We start from the raw sequence: 18,547 nt of genomic DNA on the forward strand, positions 1-18,547 counted from the left end.
ACACTTCCTAAAAACCTAAAATTAAAAGACAAGTCTAATCGTAAACTTGATGTAGATAGATTTCAAATCCAATTTGGAATATGCCTTCTTACATAACGCAACATGGTCAGAAATATCGGCTAGCTTAATTTTTGTGATAATATTGCGCGCGCGATTGGTAGATTCTTAATTAAGAGCAGAGAATAGCGTTTCGTCCTTCCATACTCGCTCCCGACTTCATCCAAATATTTATCTATGGCATCTGATAAGGTCAGATCAATCAGCTTTTCTTTGCCCAGTAAAATATCAGGATTGTCTTGAATTTCGACTTCTCATTTCTTAATCCAGTTTTCAGCTAACTTCTTTGAGTGAAATGTTTTACTTTCAGAAAGTGTAGGAAAGCCCTTTCGATTAAGTCGAATCGCGGCACGATAGTTAACTTTACCATCTGCACCTTTCCTTACTGTAATTGACCCCATAATTTACACCACAACCTGTTTTTTTGATTATGGTGTAAAATTTGGTGTAAATGCAAACCGATTAACCCACCTAAACACAGGTTAGAACAGATTCTCGCAGGTTGCGAAATATAGATTAAAGGTATGATTTTTAATGACTATTAACAAAAACATTGAAAACACTCAATCTCCGCGAATCAGTGTTGCACCGATGATGGATTGGACAACTCGCGATTATCGTTTTTTTGCCCGTTTATTTAATCCCAATATCATTCTATACACAGAAATGGTCACTACAGGAGCTATTATCTATGGTGGGGCAAATCGCCATTTAGATTATAATCATGAAGAACATCCAATTGTATTACAGCTAGGTGGCTCAAATCCTAAAGATTTAGCACTCTGTAGCAAGATGGCACAGGATTGGGGTTATGATGAAGTCAACCTCAACGTTGGCTGCCCAAGTGACCGTGTGCAAAATAATAAGATCGGTGCATGTTTGATGGCAGAGCCTGATCTCGTGGCTGAATGTATTTCGGAAATGCGTAACGCTGTCAATATTCCTGTCACGGTAAAACACCGAATCGGCATTGATAACATGCAATCTTATGAAGAAATGCTGCACTTTGTCGATACAGTGGCAGAAACAGGTTGTGATAACTTTATCGTGCATGCCCGAATCGCACTACTACAAGGTTTATCACCCAAAGAAAATCGTGATGTTCCACCGCTTCGCTATGAGGATGTTTATCGTTTAAAACAAGATCGTCCCGAATTACTCATCGAAATCAATGGCGGCATCAAAACCTTTACTGAAACCCAAGAACATTTAAAATATGTCGATGGTGTGATGATTGGTCGAGAAGCTTATCATAATCCTTATTTACTGGCTGAACTCGGTCAACTTTGGAACTTGGAAGCACCAGACCGCTTTGAAATCATGGAGCAAATGATGCCTTATATTGCCAAACGTATGCAAGAAGGTGCGCCATTGTCGATCATTACTCGTCATATTTTAGGTTTATTTCAAAATCTTCCCGGTGCACGAAAATGGCGTCAAGCGCTCAGTGGAGGCAATGCCAAAACTTTTGCAGATCTTGAAAATGCAATTTCCAACATTAAACAAGCCATGAAACGTACTGAAGACTATATGTTAGAAAAACAAAACTAAAGCAATAAGCTCCCGAATTGGGAGCTCATTTATATGAATATTTACAGCAATGTTTGCATTATTTATTTTCTAAAAAGCGATATGCCAAAGCAGCTCTACGCCATGTTGTGATTGCTGCACCTAGATTTAACAGCACCAATGCAGCCAGCATCACAAAATCATGTTGCCAAATCCACTGTTCAACTGCACTAAGAACACAAGCTACTGTTAATAATGCCATACGATGTTGTTTTGCCATTGGACCAGTAAAATTGGCAGGTGCACCAATCGATACCGCTAATGTCCGTACATAAGCAGTCAATACTGCCAACAATGCACCACACCATCCTAAAATATCACCATAGCCTACACAGACGATCGAATAACCTGCTGCAATGATAATCAAAGGATCAGAAATCCGATCTGGAATATCATTAAATAATTCACCTGAAGCTGTTGACTTGCCACCTTCAATCGCGACCAAGCCATCAAATAAATTACATAATAAACGCCCTTGAATAAACAATGCCGCTAAAAGATACAATCCGAGTTGTGTCATTCCAACATAATATGGCACAGCAAATAAATATGCTGCGGCAAACGCTGCAAAAACAATACTGAGCAATGAAATGTGATTAGGCGTAATTGACTTTTGACTTAACCATTTGGCAAATTGATTCACCAGTCCTACGCCACGCACTTTCAGTGGTCGACGGTTTTCAGATGAATTATTTTCTAGTGGCATCTTTTATTTCCCTCACAATTCAACATTTTGATATTGCTTATAAAGTTTTAAATTAGTAACAAAAGCAAAAATAAAAGCGACAGTTAATGCAGGTACGACTGTTTTTACAATATTTGGGGTATGAATCAGGTTATGTACCAAAACAAGCCCACTCCCCGTTAAAAAAATCGTGCAAATGGGGGGAAGGAATATTTTTAAAAACTTGGCTTGATAAAAATTAAACTGTTTTTCAATCAAGTGTGTAATGAATAAAGTAATAATAAAGCTACAAATACCTTGTGCAAGCCCTGAAATGATCCCAGCTTTTAAGCTACCTTGACTCATATTGATATAAAATGACCATGAGCCCCAAAGTAGAAATGCAAAAAAAGCAGATAAAAAATTATAACGTTGGGTATTTTTAATTGTTTTATTCATCTTTTACGATAGCATATAGGATTAAACTAAAGTCACTCTAGTAGATTCATTGCACTGACACAATGGCAGTTTTTTAGGTTTTTTATTGCTAAATCAAGTCTCAACGTTGACTTTAAATATTGATAAAAATAAGACTGACCTAATAAATTAAAAAATCAGTCTTATCTTTACTTGAATTATTGCGACTCGTATACGGTTTCTCCCTCAGCCATTGCCGCAGCTTCTACCGCTTCTTCTGCTGCAGATTGCACATCTTCTTCACTATAATAAGTTTCATCAGCGCCATCCGCTTTTGCATCAGCCCCCTCTGTTTCTCTTGAATAAGAAAGATGATCTTCAGCTTCAAGTTGCATACTATTTAGCCGATCATCCAACTCTTTTTGGTATTTTTCAAGTTCACTATTACGCACAAAATTAAAATTTTCTGCTGGAATTTCCCAAATGTATTTTTCACCATCCATTAAAATATTCACAGCAATACGATGCACTTGTCCCTCATACTCCACTTCAGCCAAGCCTTTATACTGGTTTCCTTGTTGTTTGATTACCGTTAAATCCCTAATTTTAAAATGATAATCTTTAAATTGCGACTGCGTATCAAATTCTTGTTGAATTTGCTCTTTAACGTCTTTGGCGATTTGATCTGTCGATATAAAGTAATTACAACCCACAGCAAAAACGATGAATAATACCAATAATAATGACCGCATTTCCCCTCCCAAATGCTAATTTTTTATTGCATAAGTATCTCATTTATAAACTAAATAAAACAATGGGTAAAATTTTTATCTATCAAACCACAGCATATTGATTTAACTCAAATGCGTCTTGATTTAAATTAATGAGTATTAGTTTTATTTGATAATCAACTTTGCCATTTTTACTCTCTATTTAGATTTTATTTTATCCAACTTTTTCAACACTTCTGCCACAGCCACCATCGCAAAACTTGATGTCACAACAACTGCCGAACCGTAACCGCCACAACGTAAACCTGCACTTGCACATACATCTGCACTCGAAAATGGATTATCAGTCGAATACACACAAGTAATGCCGAATTTATCTTTTGGTTTTTTGCAAATGCCCATAGCACGTAATTGAGTACGTAACTTCGCTAACATTGGGTCTTGTTCAGTTTTGGATAAATCAGCTACACGGATTTTAAGTGGGTCTAATTTTCCTCCAGCTCCACCCGATACGATTAATGGAATTTTATTAAAACGACAATGCAACATTAAAGCCAATTTGGCTTTAACGTCATCAATACAATCTAAAATAAGATCTGGTCTGTCTGCCAAAATTTCTTTGATATTGTCAGCATTTAAGTAATCATCAACTAAATTGATTTTAATTCTAGGATTAATCGAACGGCAACGCTCTGCCATCACTTCAATTTTTTCTTGTCCTAATGTCGAAGTCATCGCAGGCAATTGGCGATTGATATTTGAGGCAGCAATCGAATCCATATCAACCAAAGTTAACTCACCAATCCCTGTACGTGCTAAAGCTTCAACCGCCCAAGAACCGACACCCCCAATTCCGATCACCATCACATGACTTTTTTCATAATGTTGAAACTCATCATCACCATAAATTTTTGCAACACCTGCAAAACGGCGGTCATATTCATCATTTTGAGGTAAATCAGTCATGCTCTTCAATCAACAAAAAATTTAAAACCATTTTAGCAAATTCAGCTTTAAGAAAGCTAATTCCATGTTTCAGGCAATACGATCTCATCTGCCCGATTGTCTTTTAATAGATAAGTTTTATGTAAATTAATAGGTTTTGTTCCTGTATCGGATACAGGCGAAAAATCTGCCTGAAAATGATATTTCACTTGCCATACATAAGGTTTTACATACTCAATTTGACTGCCTAAACCATACTCATCATGGCAATTTCCTTGTGCTTCTACATAATCCGCTTCAGAAAAACATGCGCGAACCATGCGATACATAGACAACGGAATATTTTGGAAAACTTGTAGGTATTGCCCATTATTTTTAACTTTTAAAAAATCTGCGACTTCTTCTCCCATTCCACCACCTGAATATCCCTCACTCCATGATCCAACAATGGCAATTGCATACTCTGTCGTGCTCACAGGAAATAATTTTGGAAAAATAGATAAGTTTTTTTGATCATCTTGCTGAAATGTTGCCCAATGCGGTGTTTGAGTCTTTGCTGAATAATCAGAAAAGTCCCATTTTACTTGGATACGCCATTTTCTATTTTCACTTTTAAGTTGATACAGTTTTAAATCATCAATCAAATAATATTGTTGTTGTGCTGTTTTATAAAGTGTCCAGTTCGGTTTTTGTTGACAACGTTCACTGAGAAGTTCACATAATTGTTGGTTTTGTAATACGCTGATATGTTGCTTTTTAAAAATGATTTGCTGTGGTTTAGAAAATGTTAAATTAGAAATCATTAATAATACAAATAACATCAAGATCTTATTTTTCTTGGTCACCTTAAAGTCCTTTAGCTCAATTTAAAATCTTTCGGTTCTCAAACATGCCCATACAAACCGATAAAAAAAGCCCTACATTCTAGGTAGGGCTTGGAGAACTGAATATTTTATGAGGCAATCAAGTTACGTAAGACATAATGTAAAATACCGCCTGCTTTAAAATATTCCACTTCATTCAAAGTATCAATACGACACAGTACTTTAAACTGCTCAATTGAGCCATCTGCACGTTTTAGCTCCACATTCAGACTTTGATGCGGTTGCAACTCATCTGACAGCCCCCTAATAGACAATTGCTCGTGTCCTGTGAGATTTAAACTTTGACGACTTTGATTATTCACAAACTGTAAAGGTAACACGCCCATACCCACCAAATTTGAACGGTGAATCCGCTCAAAACTCTCTGCAACCACCGCTTTTACACCGAGTAAGTTGGTGCCTTTCGCTGCCCAATCTCGTGATGAGCCCGTACCATACTCTTTTCCTGCGATGATCACCAATGGCGTTTGTGTCGCTTGGTATTTCATTGCGGCATCATAAATGGCAAGCTTTTCTCCTGTGGGAATATATAAGGTATTGCCTCCCTCTTCACCGCCTAACATTTCGTTTTTGATGCGAATATTGGCAAATGTTCCACGCATCATCACTTCATGATTACCACGGCGTGAGCCGTAGGAATTAAAGTCTTTTTGTGCCACACCTTGTGCCAACAAATAACGCCCTGCTGGACTATCTACTTTAATATTTCCCGCAGGTGAAATATGATCAGTGGTCACCGAATCGCCAAGCACTGCTAAAATATTTGCATTTACAATATCTTGAATCGGTTTTGCAGGCTGATCGATACCATCAAAAAATGGTGGATGACGAATATAAGTGGATTGCGGATTCCACTCATAAGTTTGACTGTCTGGAATTTGAATCGCTTGCCATTTTTCATCACCATCAAATACTTCTGCATATTCTTTATGGTACATCTGTGTATTGACTTTTTGCAGTGCCGCATCAATTTCGGCTTGGGTTGGCCAAATATCTTTCAAATATACAGCCTGACCTTGTGAATCCACGCCCAAAGGCTCTTGGGTAATGTCTTTGCGAATCGTCCCCATCAAACCAAAAGCGATCACCAATGGCGGTGATGCCAACCAATTGGTTTTTACCAATGGATGAACACGCCCTTCAAAGTTACGATTACCTGAAAGTACCGAAGCAACATTTAAGTCATAACACTGGATCGCATCTTCAATTGGCTTCGGTAAAGGACCTGAGTTGCCGATACAGGTAGTACAACCATAACCGACCAAGTTATAACCCAATTGATCTAAATACGGTGTCAGCCCTGCCGCAGCCAAATAATCCGTCACCACTTTTGAACCTGGTGCAAGAGAACTTTTCACCCAAGGTTTACGATGTAAACCTTTTTCAACAGCTTTTTTCGCTAAAAGTCCTGCTGCAAGCATCACACTTGGGTTAGAGGTATTAGTACATGAGGTAATCGCTGAAATCACGACATCCCCATCTACCAATGGATAACGTTTACCCTCAATCACACAATGCGGTTCATCATTTTGCAGCGCAGATTGTTTTGCATCCACAGCCGCTCCTGCCCCCCCTTCATTCATTAAACGTTCTTTGTCTTCTTTGGCAGGTTTTAAATCTAATGCCATTAATGCATCAAAGACCTGTGGAATATCGGCTAAAACGACTCGATCTTGTGGACGTTTAGGCCCTGCAACACTGGCTTGTACTGTCCCCATGTCTAGGCTCAATACATCAGTAAAAATAGGCTCATCACCTGTATTTCGCCATAAACCTTGCGCTTTACAATATGCCTCAACCAAAGCAATACGTTCTGCACTACGTCCTGTCAGTCTTAGATAATCTAAAGTGATTTCATCAACAGGGAAGAAACCGCAAGTTGCGCCATATTCAGGGGCCATATTGGCAATAGTTGCCCGGTCAGCCAGTGGTAAATCTGCTAAACCATCACCATAGAACTCAACAAATTTGCCAACCACACCTTTTTGACGGAGCATTTGCGTAATGGTCAGTACCAAGTCTGTCGCAGTAATACCTTCTTTTAATTTTCCTGTTAATTTAAAGCCAATCACTTCAGGAATCAGCATCGAAATCGGCTGTCCCAACATGGCTGCTTCTGCTTCAATACCACCAACGCCCCAACCGAGTACGCCCAAACCATTGATCATGGTAGTGTGTGAGTCTGTTCCCACTAAAGTATCTGGGAAAGCAAATTTTTCACCATCATGTTCTGCTGTCCAAACGGCTTGCGCCAAGTATTCTAAGTTTACCTGATGGCAAATCCCTGTGCCTGGGGGGACGACACTGAAATTATCAAATGCAGACTGTCCCCAACGTAAAAACTGGTAACGTTCTCCGTTACGCTGCATTTCGATATCGACATTCTCTTCAAAGGCTTGTGGCGTTGCGAAATAGTCCACCATCACAGAGTGGTCGATCACCAAATCTACAGGTGACAAAGGATTAATTTTTTCAGGATCAACGCCAGCTTTGGCAACAGCGGCACGCATGGCTGCCAAATCGACCACCGCAGGCACACCTGTAAAATCTTGCATCAAAACACGTGCAGGTCGATATTGAATTTCCTGATCAGAGCGTTGTGTTTTTTGCCAATTCACCAAAGCTAAAATATGTTCAGTTTTTACGGTGAGATCATCTTCAAATCTCAGTAAATTTTCTAATAATACTTTCAATGATTTTGGGAGTTGTGAAAAGTCATCGAGCTGTGTTTGTGCTGCTTGGAGGCTAAAAATTTTGTAATGCGCTGAACCAACCTGTAAATCTTTTAAGGCTTGGAAACTATTTTTCTGGCTGTATGTGCCCATAGGTGATGCTCCTTTGGCGAGATATATTTTTTATTCAATCATAAAAATTTACTATAATTCTAATGTAAGTCAATTTAGCTTTAGGCGTGTTATTGATTGGTTAATTTTTAACATATTCACCAAAATTAGAGTTTTAAGTTTAGGGCTTGTAATGAGTTTTCCCAAAGAATAGGCGCTAATATTTTAGGAGAAATATGAAGTTGTTTTGCCAAGCCTTCAAGCACATAAGGCAGATTAACTGGGGTATTTCGCGTACGATGCTCAGTGGAAGTCTGACAGCATAAAGGGGTCATATCGGGACAATCGGTTTCTAAAACCAAATGCTCTGCCCCAATCTCCTGTACCACCTTGATCAGTTTTTTAGCATTGGGGTTGGTAATCTGTCCTGTCACACCAATCTTGAAACCCAGCTTAATAAATGCTTTGGCTTCTTCTACACCACCGCTAAAGGCATGGGCGATACCCCCATTTTTAAATTGATGTTGTTTTAGTATCGCCAAAACATCTGCATGAGATTTGCGAATATGAAGCAACACTGGGTGTTCAAATTGCTTTGCCAAATCTAACTGTGCTGCAAAAAATTGCTTTTGTTTTTGTAAGCATTCAGGCTGTTTATGTTGCATTAAAAATGTGTCTAAACCGATTTCACCAATCGCCACGCAGTCTTCATGTTGGAGAATATTTTCAAGTTGGCTAAGGTGTTCGTCTTGGTGTTGTTCGATATAAAAAGGATGTAAACCAGGTGCCAAATAACTACACGGTGCTTGTATGAGCTGATTTAAATAATGATGCGTATCGATTAAATCTGCAAAACGCTCTTGCACAAAACCAATTAAAATTAAAGCGTCTACACCAACAGCTTTGGCTTGATACGCCAAGGATTCTCGATCTTGATCAAAATCAGGAACATCAAAATGGGTATGGGTATCAAACAAAGCCAACTTAGACATGATATTGTCCTCGTTCTTGTGTTATTTATTTTTTGCAGCAAGAGTTGCTGATGCAGGTTGATCTACCAACAATTCTGCAGGCAAATAAGGCTGTTTGAGAACAGTTTTTAATGCGCTATAAGGGATTTCTAAACGCGGTAATCCCACCACATAAGGACCAATCTCATATTCTCCATATTGAAGAATTAAGCCATTCTTTCCTAAATAAAAATTATTCGATAATTTAAATTTCCAAACTTGCTCATACTCTTGCAAATTATCGGCTAACTTATTGTCAGTCACCCAAACTTTAAATGCTTCATATGCCAGTTTTTCTAATTCTTTCTTTTGATTTGGCGCAATAATATCATCTAAGCCTACTTGCTTTTGATGTTTCAAATCAAAGTTATAATATACCTGTGATGCTGAACCATGTGCGCCTCCTAAATAACTACTGGTATTTAAGACAACTGTTGCCAATGGTTCTGTTGAGTTTAAAATTTTAGGGCTGACACTTACACTGATTTTACTACTTGCACCAAGACTTAAAAGCTCTTGCTGTAAAGCGGTAAAAGTCGCAACATAAGGTTTTAACTGATCTGCCATAGATTGAGCTGGTGTTTTTGCGGCATTGGCTGCAATAACACTACTACTGGCTTGCTGCTCATCTTGTTTTTGCTGTTGTTCAGTTTTCTTTTTTTCCTCTTGAATGCTTTTGCTCTGATTACCCACATCCAAGATTTGATCTAAGTTCTTCAAAATCGCTTGGTCAATGATATTATCGACCACAAACTGATTAGTATGTAAGCGCTCTACCGAAAATTCGGGGCAGCTATTCCCGCTACACTCAGGCAATTCAACAGCCACTTTTTCTGATTGCCCTTGCAAAGTCAACGTTGTATCCACAGCTTCGGAACTACTGCTTTGTTCTACAGGTTGTTTTTGCTCTTTTTGATCTGCTTTAGGCTGACAAGCAGATAATGCAAAAGTTGCCATCAACATGGACAATACCAAAGTACGTTTCTGATCTAACATCTCATAAAACCTTAAAACAAAATTGAATAAACAAGGTATCGTTCTAGCTTATGCTTCCTGTGCATGCTGCTCAATCTTTATTTGTATCTGAACTTAAAACATCTGCTGAAAGACTTGTGCTTGCAAAACTTCCTGAGTTTGTTGTTTGGAAAAATAAATATCTAACTGCTTGGCATCTTCCACGATTTCTCCTGCGCGATAATGTAAACCCACACCTTCACCATCAAAGAACCAATCTGACTGCCCCCAATACAACTTCTTAGGTGCAGATTTTTGTACCAAACTGTCTTGATCTTTGAGCCATGCTTGATATTTTTCTTGTACCCATGTATTCAGTTTAGTTTGTTTTTTTGATTGAATTACATCCAAAATACTTAAACTTTTCTGTGTCTTACGATCTGCTACAAAAAAATATTGACGTTCTTTGACCGCAACTTCAGCTTGTTGTGTATTCACAGACAATTGTAATAAGACATATTGATTACGCTGCGATGCCATACGTGTACTTAAGTGCAATTCATAGGCTTTATTTTTAGAAAACTCTTCTTGCCATGCATCCGACTGTTTCACATACGCATTTACAGCTTGTTGTAAACTCATATTTTGTTTCAGACCGATCTGATCTTGAATCACTTTGGATTGATTGTTGGCAATCCAACTATTTAACCATTTGTCTTGAGTTTTTAATGTTTGAATGTCGATATCAATACAGTTTTTCTTTTCACAAAATGGAACAGCATAATCTGCTTTAGCTTCTTGGATATTTAAATAGGGTAAAACTTCTGCTTTTTCTACTGGTTGTACGGAAATGTCTTTAGATTTTTCTTGTTGTGCAGTTTTATTGTTTGAATCACATGCTGACAAAAATATACCCATGCAAAGCATCAGCATAAATCGTTTTTGAATGTGCATTGCATTCTCCATTATTGTCAATAACTGTTGCGGTATTTTGAGCGAAATAAAACAGCTTCACAAGGAAGCTGTTTTGATCAAATCGAATGATATATCACTATCTATGATTAGTGTTCCCGTGTCGCACGGAATTCAATATCAGGATAACGCTCTTGCATCAACTGTAGATTTACACGACTTGGTGCAAGATAAGTCAAGTGACCACCGCCATCAACAGACAATTGATCATGCGCTTTTTTCTTAAATTCATTGAATTTCTTCTCATCGCTACAAGATACCCAACGCACCGTGTTAATACTCACAGGTTCATAAATACAATCGACTTTGTATTCTTCTTTCAAGCGATATGCCACCACTTCAAACTGAAGCACACCGACTGCACCTACGATCAAGTCGTTGCTGTTTTGTGGCATAAAGACTTGCGTTGCACCTTCTTCTGAAAGCTCTTTTAAACCTTTTTGTAGTTGTTTCGATTTCAAAGGGTCTTTTAGACGAACACGGCGAAACATCTCAGGGGCAAAGTGTGGAATACCCGTGAATTGTAATTTTTCACCTGAAGTAAAGGTATCCCCGATTTGAATGGTACCGTGGTTATGTAAACCAATGATGTCACCTGGCCAAGCTTCTTCCAAATGCTGACGATCGCCTGCAAGGAAGGTCAAAGCATCACTAATACGTACATCTTTGTCGATACGCACATGCTTCATTTTCAAGCCTTTTTCATAACGACCTGAACAGATACGCATAAATGCGATACGGTCACGATGTTTCGGGTCCATATTAGCTTGAATTTTAAAGACGAAACCTGTAAAGCCTTCCTCAGTCGCTTCTACCGTACGTACTTCTGTCGGATGCGCTTTGGGTGGTGGTGCATAATTACTGAACGCATCCAAGACATGATCTACACCAAAATTACCCAAGGCTGTACCAAACAAGACAGGGGTTTGACGACCTGTCAAAAATTCTTCACGATCTAATGGCTCATTTGCCATTTGCACCAACTCTAAAGATTCTTCAAATGCAGCCCATGCCAATTCACCCACTTTTTCACGTAAGTCAGCATGATCGTATCCATCACGAACTTCGATGTCGGTAATGGTAGAACCAAAACCTGCTTTATAGACGTAAAATTTTTCTTCGATTAAATTGTAGACCCCTGCAAAATCACGTCCTGTACCCAACGGCCAAGTCAAAGGAACACACTTAATTTTAAGGACGTTTTCAATCTCATCAAGCAACTCTAAGGGCTCACGGATTTCACGATCCATTTTGTTGACAAATGAAATGATGGGTGTATCACGCATACGACACACATCCATCAGTTTGATGGTACGGTCTTCGACCCCTTTTGCGCCATCAATCACCATCAATGCTGAGTCGACTGCGGTTAAAGTACGATAAGTATCTTCAGAAAAGTCCTCATGCCCTGGCGTATCGAGCAAGTTGATCATCTTATCTTTAAACGGAAACTGCATCACTGAGGTGGTGATCGAAATCCCACGCTCTTTTTCCATTTCCATCCAGTCAGAAGTCGCAGCACGATCAGCTTTACGACTTTTTACCATTCCTGCAACCTGAATCGCTTGTCCCCATAACAACAGTTTTTCTGTCATGGTTGTTTTACCCGCATCGGGATGCGAAATGATGGCAAAGGTTCGGCGTGCCGCAACTTCTTTTGCTAATTGCTCTTTAAACATAAACTAAATCTTAAATTGGCACACAATTTTATACACCACTTCAAATTGAGGTGTTTTGTGTGAGAGAAAATAAATTAAAAATTGGCGTAATTGTATATGAATACGTGACTATCCGCTAATAAATTAGACATGTTTCATTTCTAGACGTATTTTTATTTTTGAAATATTTATCATTTTCTTTGAGCCAATCCTGTTTCTTTCCTCAATCAAGACCCTGCAAAATATTTAGCTTCCAAACACTGGATAGGCATCGGTTTGCCCAACAAATAACCCTGTAGTTGCTGGCAACCTAAGCGTTTTAAGATTTCTGCTTGTTGCTCTGTTTCCACGCCTTCAGCAGTCACAACCAATCCAAGTCGAATCGCTAAATGAATAATACTTTCTAAAATAATCTCATCTTTAGAACCTTCACATAAGTTGCGAATAAACTCACGATCAATTTTCAATTCATCCACAGGTAAATCTTTTAAATACAAAAAACTTGAATGCCCAGTACCAAAGTCGTCAATTGCCAGCAAAACACCTAATGCCCTTAAACGCTCAAACGTGCAAATGCTCTTTTCAATATGATGCATTGCGGTTGATTCAGTAATTTCTAAAACCAACTCTTTAGGTTGAATTTTATATTTTTTAATTAATTTATCTAAGGTGGAAACAAGATGTTTATGTTCAAACTGAACGGCGGATAAATTCACTGCAATTTGGCAAAATGGTAGTTTTTTTTCATGCCATACGTGTAATTGCATGCAGGCTTGTTCGAGTGCCCAATAGCCCATACGAATAATCAAACCCGTTTGTTCTGCTGCCTCAATGAATCTGTTCGGCGCAAGCAAACCCAGCGTTGGATGTTGCCAACGAATTAGCGCTTCTGCACCACAAATTTGATAATCTGCTAAAAATTTGGCTTGATAATATAAAACAAATTGCTGTTCATCGACAGCACGATACAAATCATTAATCAGTTTAGATTGATGACGATGCTGAAAATATTGCTCAGAACTAGCACTATAAATACAAAAAGTATTACGCCCTTGTTCTTTAGCAAGCATTTTTGCAGTATCCGCATGTGTTAACAAGTCGTGTAAAGACTGCCCATGATCAGGATAAAGTACGATGCCTAAACTGGCTGAAATATTGATTTGTTTATGTTCAATCAAAAAACGCTCTTGAACTTTGACTAAAATTTTTTCAGCAATGCTTTCGAGTTGAAACTCTTTAATCTGTGGCAAAATGATTAAAAACTCATCTCCGCCTAAGCGCAGTAAAATCTGATTATCATCCAAAACACTTTGTAGACGCTCTGTCAAAGCAACCAGTAAATGATCTCCAACTTGATAGCCAAAGTTATCATTCACCGCTTTAAAAAAATCTAAATCCAAATAAATCAATGCAAATTTTTGATGGGTTAATTTATAACGTTGAAATAACTTTTCGATATGATCTTGTAAAAACAAGCGATTCGGTAATTTAGTTAAATTGTCTTGTAATGTTAAATTTTCCAATTCTTCATTAATTTTTAGGAGTTGTAAATTTCGCTCTTCCAACCGTAATTCTAATACTGCAACCAAACAGGCTGATGCTAAAACCACGCACGTAAAAAACATCATACTGAGCAGCAGCATTTCTTGAGAGTGCTGCGCCCCATCATCTAAATGTGGAACTTCTGTAAAATTATAAAAAGAAGCGGCTGTCATGCCTGTGTAATAAAGCCCCATCAAGCTGATTACAAGCATCAAAAAAATTGTAACTCTCATCCAGTGCTTGGCATATACACTATTTTTTGCTTTAAAAGCGAACCAAAGACTAAACCCTGAAACAATGATGCTGATAACAATCAAAAGAATGACCCATATTGGGTCATAATGAATTTCATGTTCAGGTAAATTGACTGCCATTAACGCTAGATAATGCATACCAGAAATACCTGTACCCATGAATAATGAGCACAGTAACAAACGTGAACACGGTAATTTATTTTGGGTAATCACCCATGCAGAAAACACAGATGCAAGTACAACAATAAAATAAGAGTAACAAGATAAACCTAGCTTAAAACTATAGGTATCAGGCAAATAATTTTGCATTCCCAAAAAATGAATGCCCCAGACACACAAACCAAAGCAACTACCAAAGGCAACTAATATCGCCCTTCTATAGACAACTTTATCTTTTTTCTTGATGAGCTTCTCTACACACATCAACAACCCACTTGCGATGAATGCGAGTACAGCAGCACCTAAAATTAGATCAATGTTGTCTAGCATCTGAAACCATAGAAACACTTACACTCGCTTTCATACTTGTGTTATTCAATCGAAAAATACAGCATAAAACAGTGTGAAGGTTCACCTTTTAAAGAGTAAAAAATATAGGATTAAAATAGCATTATCTTATTGAAGGTCAAGTTATTCTTAATTTTTTAGACAAGAAAAAAGCATATCGAAATATGCTTTTTTACATATGATTAACAGAGTATTTAGTTGCGCTTACTTTTGCAGTTGAGCAAGATCAATTAATACATTTGCTGCTTCAGTGACAAAAGTTTCTTCTTCAGGTAAAGCTGGTCGTTTATTGGCTTTCATTTTCGCACGAGACTCAGCCAGTGCATCTAAAGAAGCTTGATAACTTTCCCAGTTCGGATAAGCTTTTAAGCCAGTTTCAGCACGACGTTTATTTTCCGCAGCTAAAGTTTTCAACTCAAGCTCATTCAACTCAGCTTTACGTTTCTCAATATCTAATACGACCTGTTTTTGATCTTTGGTATGTTGTGAGATGGCTTTACGCGCTGCTAGATATTGAAATTGAGGATCGGCATTTACACGTAATTTTGACTGTTCAGCCAATTGTGCCACGTGTGGCTGAATTAAACCTTCACGTTTAAATGGCGCAGTTGGAATCGTGTCCCATTTCAAGGCATTTTTAGCTTTCCGCTCACCAAACTCTTCATCATAAATATCCACCAACTTAATGTCTGGAATTACACCTTTATTTTGGGTACTTCCCCCCGTAATACGGTAAAACTTACGTTGCGTTAATGTCGCTTGACCATACGCTAAACTGTCCAACTGAACTTGTGCGGTTCCTTTACCTGTGGTGGTACTTCCTAAAACTACACCACGACCATAATCCTGAATCGCAGCAGAATAAATTTCACTTGCTGAAGCGGATGCAAGATTGACCAAGACTGCCAATGGACCTGCGTAGGTTTGCGCACCACCATCCGTATCCTCAAACACATTTACCGTGCCATTACCATCACGAATTTGCACCACTGGACCTTCTTTAACGACCTGTCCAATCATTTTTGCAACTTCTTCTAGCGAGCCGCCTGGATTATTACGCAAATCAATAATAATCCCTTCAATTTTAGCGTTGGCTAATGACTGCAATGCTTTATTGGTATCTTCAGCCACAGAGCGATATTCATTACCTGCACGACGTGCACGATAGTTCAAATAGAAAGATGGGATTTCAATCACACCAAACTTATGCTTTTTACCATCACGCATGACTTCAACTGTACGAGAACGCACGCCAGCATCTTCTTCTTGAATCACATCACGGGTCAATGTCACGGTACGCGCTTGATTCATCGAAGCACCTGCACCTAAGAGTTTAATACTCACTTTGGTGCCACGTTTACCACGAATCAATCCCACAATTTCTGAACTTGGCCAGCCAATGACATCAATCATTTTCTCGCCATCTTGTGCTACACCAATGATACGATCCCCTGATTTGACTTGCCCTGATTTACTCGCAGGTCCACCTTCTACGATGGTTTCAATCTTGGTGTAATCTTCATTGCTACGTTCAGGACGAATCGACACCCCAATCCCTTCAAGCTGCAAGGTGGTTTGACGATTCAGTTCGATCGCATCTAACGGTGGGAAATAATTACTATGCGGATCATAGGTTAATGTCATTGAGTTTAAGATTTTTTCAAGGACATCGTCACTCTTCACCCGCCCCATACGCTCTAACTGACGAGTATAGCGCTTGGTCAATGTCTGCACAGGTGTTAAGTCTTCAGATGCTGTCAAATCCTGACCATTTGCCAAAGAAGGATCATCTTTTAAGGCTTTTTGTTTTGCCTGTTCCTCTTGTTTGGTAATGGTTAAATTGATGAGTTGGGACACCAACATTTTATTCCAGTACTGCTCTTGCTCCGCTTTACTGTTAAAAAATGGTGATTTTTCACGATCCGTTTCAATATAAACATCAGGCTGATTCAGGTTTTGTGGCTTTTTTAATTCAGCCAACATATAGGTATAAAACTCTTTTAGACGTGCCCGATATTGCGCATGAATCGCATACGGCCCTGTTAAATCCCCAGCTTTTAAAGCAGCACCCAATGATGCACCATATTGCTTTTTATACTGTTCAATTTCAGGCGCTAAAAATAAAGAATGGTCTGGATCCAAACTATCTACATACATATCTAAAATACGTGCAGATGTAGTGGCATCCAAACGCATATTCAAATAATGCTGACGATCCACCAAAGTCGCCAACTGACGTGTCACCAAAGCTTGTTCTTTGGTCGGTTGAATAGACGCTGAAACAGAAGCTGGTTCAGTTGCGGCAATAGCCTCTGTAATAGCATGATTAAAAAATAATCCACCTGTTGCGATAGCAACTGCACATGCGATTGTTTGAAGTTTCATAAATTGTGTGTACTTCCTTGGATTTACCAATTTCAGCGCTGTTTTTTAAATGAATTCATGTGATTCAAAATCTTAAACAACTTTATCTGTTTATATCGTGTAGTTTTATCATAATCTGTACTGACAAAATGTAGCAAATCATTGCAGAATTCGGTTATTGTTTCTTTTTAAATAAATACAATTCGGATTTCTTATGATCGGCGCATTGATGCTTGACATTGCAGGCACAGAACTTACTCAAGAAGATATTCAACTATTACAAGCTCCGCAAGTCGGTGGCATGATTTTATTTTCAAGAAATATCCAATCTCCTGCGCAAGTACGCACGCTTACCGATCATATGCGTCAAATTCGCCCAGACATTTTAATTGCTGTTGACCAAGAAGGTGGTCGTGTACAACGTTTAAAACAAGGCTTTACATTATTACCAGCAATGGGACATTTTGGCGAACTTTACTTAACTCAACCTGAAAAAGCACTTGATTTAGCTGAAAAATGTGGCTGGCTGATGGCAACTGAAGTTTTAGCTGTAGGGATTGATTTTAGCTTTGCGCCTGTTTTAGACCTCAATGGAGTTAGTGATGTCATCGGTGATCGTGCATTTGCTCAAAATGTACAAGATATTGTGCCACTTGCAAGTGCCTTTATGAAAGGTATGCAACGTGCAGGTATGGCAACTACAGGCAAACATTTCCCAGGACATGGCTCAATCAAAGCAGACTCGCATGTTGCCGCAGCGATTGACTCACGTAGCTATGATGAAATTTACCAAAATGACATGCAAAGTTTTATCAAACTACAAGATCAACTTGATGGTTTGATGCCTGCCCATGTGATTTATGAAAATGTTGACCCAAATCCTGCAGGCTTCTCACCGTATTGGATTCAGAAAGTATTACGCCAAACGTTAAAATTTGATGGCGTGCTATTCTCAGATGATTTAAGTATGCAAGCAGCTTGTGTGGCAGGCGGCGCAGATGCACGCATCAAAGCAGCCTTGGAAGCAGGTTGCGATATGGGACTGGTCTGTAATGATCGTGAGTCAGCATGCACAGCCCTCGCAGGTATTGAAAATTTAGCATTGCCAAATCAAGAACGTTTAGCACGTATGCGTGGAAAAATTCCAAATATTCACATTGGCGAACAACTAGATTTGGGTGAAGAATGGCAAGTTGTCAAAAAAGTCATTGAAGAATTTAAGAATTCACTTTAAAA

The 18,547-nt window shown here is 38.6% G+C and carries 14 protein-coding genes and 1 pseudogene; 2 read left to right on the plus strand and 13 right to left on the minus strand.

Translation table 11 applies throughout. The features are described from left to right. Positions 1–54: 54 nt before the first annotated feature. Positions 55–458, minus strand: a pseudogene (locus tag DJ533_RS19005) (integrase); the annotation flags it as partial. Positions 459–591: 133 nt separating this feature from the next. Between DJ533_RS19005 and dusA the strand changes: the two are divergent. Next, the gene (gene dusA, locus DJ533_RS16230; protein WP_065993497.1) at positions 592–1,608 is read left to right on the plus strand and encodes a tRNA dihydrouridine(20/20a) synthase DusA; all 1,017 of its coding nucleotides are present in this window, start codon (positions 592–594) and stop codon (positions 1,606–1,608) included. A gap of 58 nt (positions 1,609–1,666) precedes the next feature. Here the strand turns inward: dusA and DJ533_RS16235 are convergent, their stop codons facing one another. From DJ533_RS16235 to DJ533_RS16290, 12 genes are all read right to left on the minus strand, one after another. Continuing rightward, complete coding sequence (locus DJ533_RS16235) at positions 1,667–2,332, minus strand: CDP-alcohol phosphatidyltransferase family protein (RefSeq protein WP_065993496.1); 666 nt, start codon at positions 2,330–2,332, stop codon at positions 1,667–1,669. Positions 2,333–2,344: 12 nt separating this feature from the next. Continuing rightward, positions 2,345–2,749 carry a hypothetical protein gene (locus DJ533_RS16240; RefSeq protein WP_065993495.1) on the minus strand — a complete coding sequence of 135 codons (405 nt, stop codon included), beginning with the start codon at positions 2,747–2,749 and terminating at the stop codon, positions 2,345–2,347. A gap of 176 nt (positions 2,750–2,925) precedes the next feature. Further along, on the minus strand, positions 2,926–3,459 hold the full coding sequence (locus tag DJ533_RS16245; protein WP_065993494.1) for a hypothetical protein: 534 nt from the start codon (positions 3,457–3,459) through the stop codon (positions 2,926–2,928). 177 nt (positions 3,460–3,636) lie between these two features. Beyond that, entirely contained in the window at positions 3,637–4,404 is a 768-nt protein-coding gene (locus tag DJ533_RS16250) for a tRNA threonylcarbamoyladenosine dehydratase (RefSeq protein ID WP_065993493.1), read from the minus strand. Between the two features lie 56 nt (positions 4,405–4,460). Next, on the minus strand, positions 4,461–5,228 hold the full coding sequence (locus DJ533_RS16255) for a hypothetical protein (RefSeq protein WP_148245843.1): 768 nt from the start codon (positions 5,226–5,228) through the stop codon (positions 4,461–4,463). Between the two features lie 107 nt (positions 5,229–5,335). Continuing rightward, positions 5,336–8,092 (minus strand): aconitate hydratase AcnA, encoded by a 2,757-nt coding sequence (acnA, locus tag DJ533_RS16260; RefSeq protein WP_065993491.1) that lies wholly within the window; start codon positions 8,090–8,092, stop codon positions 5,336–5,338. A 125-nt stretch (positions 8,093–8,217) separates the two neighbouring features. Continuing rightward, positions 8,218–9,042, minus strand: a complete 825-nt coding sequence (locus DJ533_RS16265; RefSeq protein WP_065993490.1) for a TatD family hydrolase — start codon at positions 9,040–9,042, stop codon at positions 8,218–8,220. Between the two features lie 21 nt (positions 9,043–9,063). Then, positions 9,064–10,056 (minus strand): RsiV family protein, encoded by a 993-nt coding sequence (locus DJ533_RS16270; RefSeq protein ID WP_065993489.1) that lies wholly within the window; start codon positions 10,054–10,056, stop codon positions 9,064–9,066. A 93-nt stretch (positions 10,057–10,149) separates the two neighbouring features. Continuing rightward, on the minus strand, positions 10,150–10,968 hold the full coding sequence (locus DJ533_RS16275) for a hypothetical protein (RefSeq protein ID WP_228716494.1): 819 nt from the start codon (positions 10,966–10,968) through the stop codon (positions 10,150–10,152). Positions 10,969–11,075: 107 nt separating this feature from the next. After that, a complete protein-coding gene (locus tag DJ533_RS16280; RefSeq protein ID WP_065993488.1) occupies positions 11,076–12,665 on the minus strand; it encodes a peptide chain release factor 3 in 1,590 nt (529 codons plus the stop codon). Positions 12,666–12,871: 206 nt separating this feature from the next. Continuing rightward, positions 12,872–14,929 (minus strand): bifunctional diguanylate cyclase/phosphodiesterase, encoded by a 2,058-nt coding sequence (locus tag DJ533_RS16285; RefSeq protein ID WP_065993487.1) that lies wholly within the window; start codon positions 14,927–14,929, stop codon positions 12,872–12,874. Between the two features lie 222 nt (positions 14,930–15,151). Then, positions 15,152–17,332 carry a carboxy terminal-processing peptidase gene (locus DJ533_RS16290; protein ID WP_065993486.1) on the minus strand — a complete coding sequence of 727 codons (2,181 nt, stop codon included), beginning with the start codon at positions 17,330–17,332 and terminating at the stop codon, positions 15,152–15,154. 193 nt (positions 17,333–17,525) lie between these two features. Between DJ533_RS16290 and nagZ the strand changes: the two genes are divergently transcribed. Then, on the plus strand, positions 17,526–18,545 hold the full coding sequence (nagZ, locus tag DJ533_RS16295) for a beta-N-acetylhexosaminidase (RefSeq protein WP_065993485.1): 1,020 nt from the start codon (positions 17,526–17,528) through the stop codon (positions 18,543–18,545). Positions 18,546–18,547: the final 2 nt, after the last annotated feature.

The sequence above is a fragment of the Acinetobacter defluvii genome, from assembly GCF_001704615.3.
Taxonomy (GTDB): domain Bacteria; phylum Pseudomonadota; class Gammaproteobacteria; order Pseudomonadales; family Moraxellaceae; genus Acinetobacter; species Acinetobacter defluvii.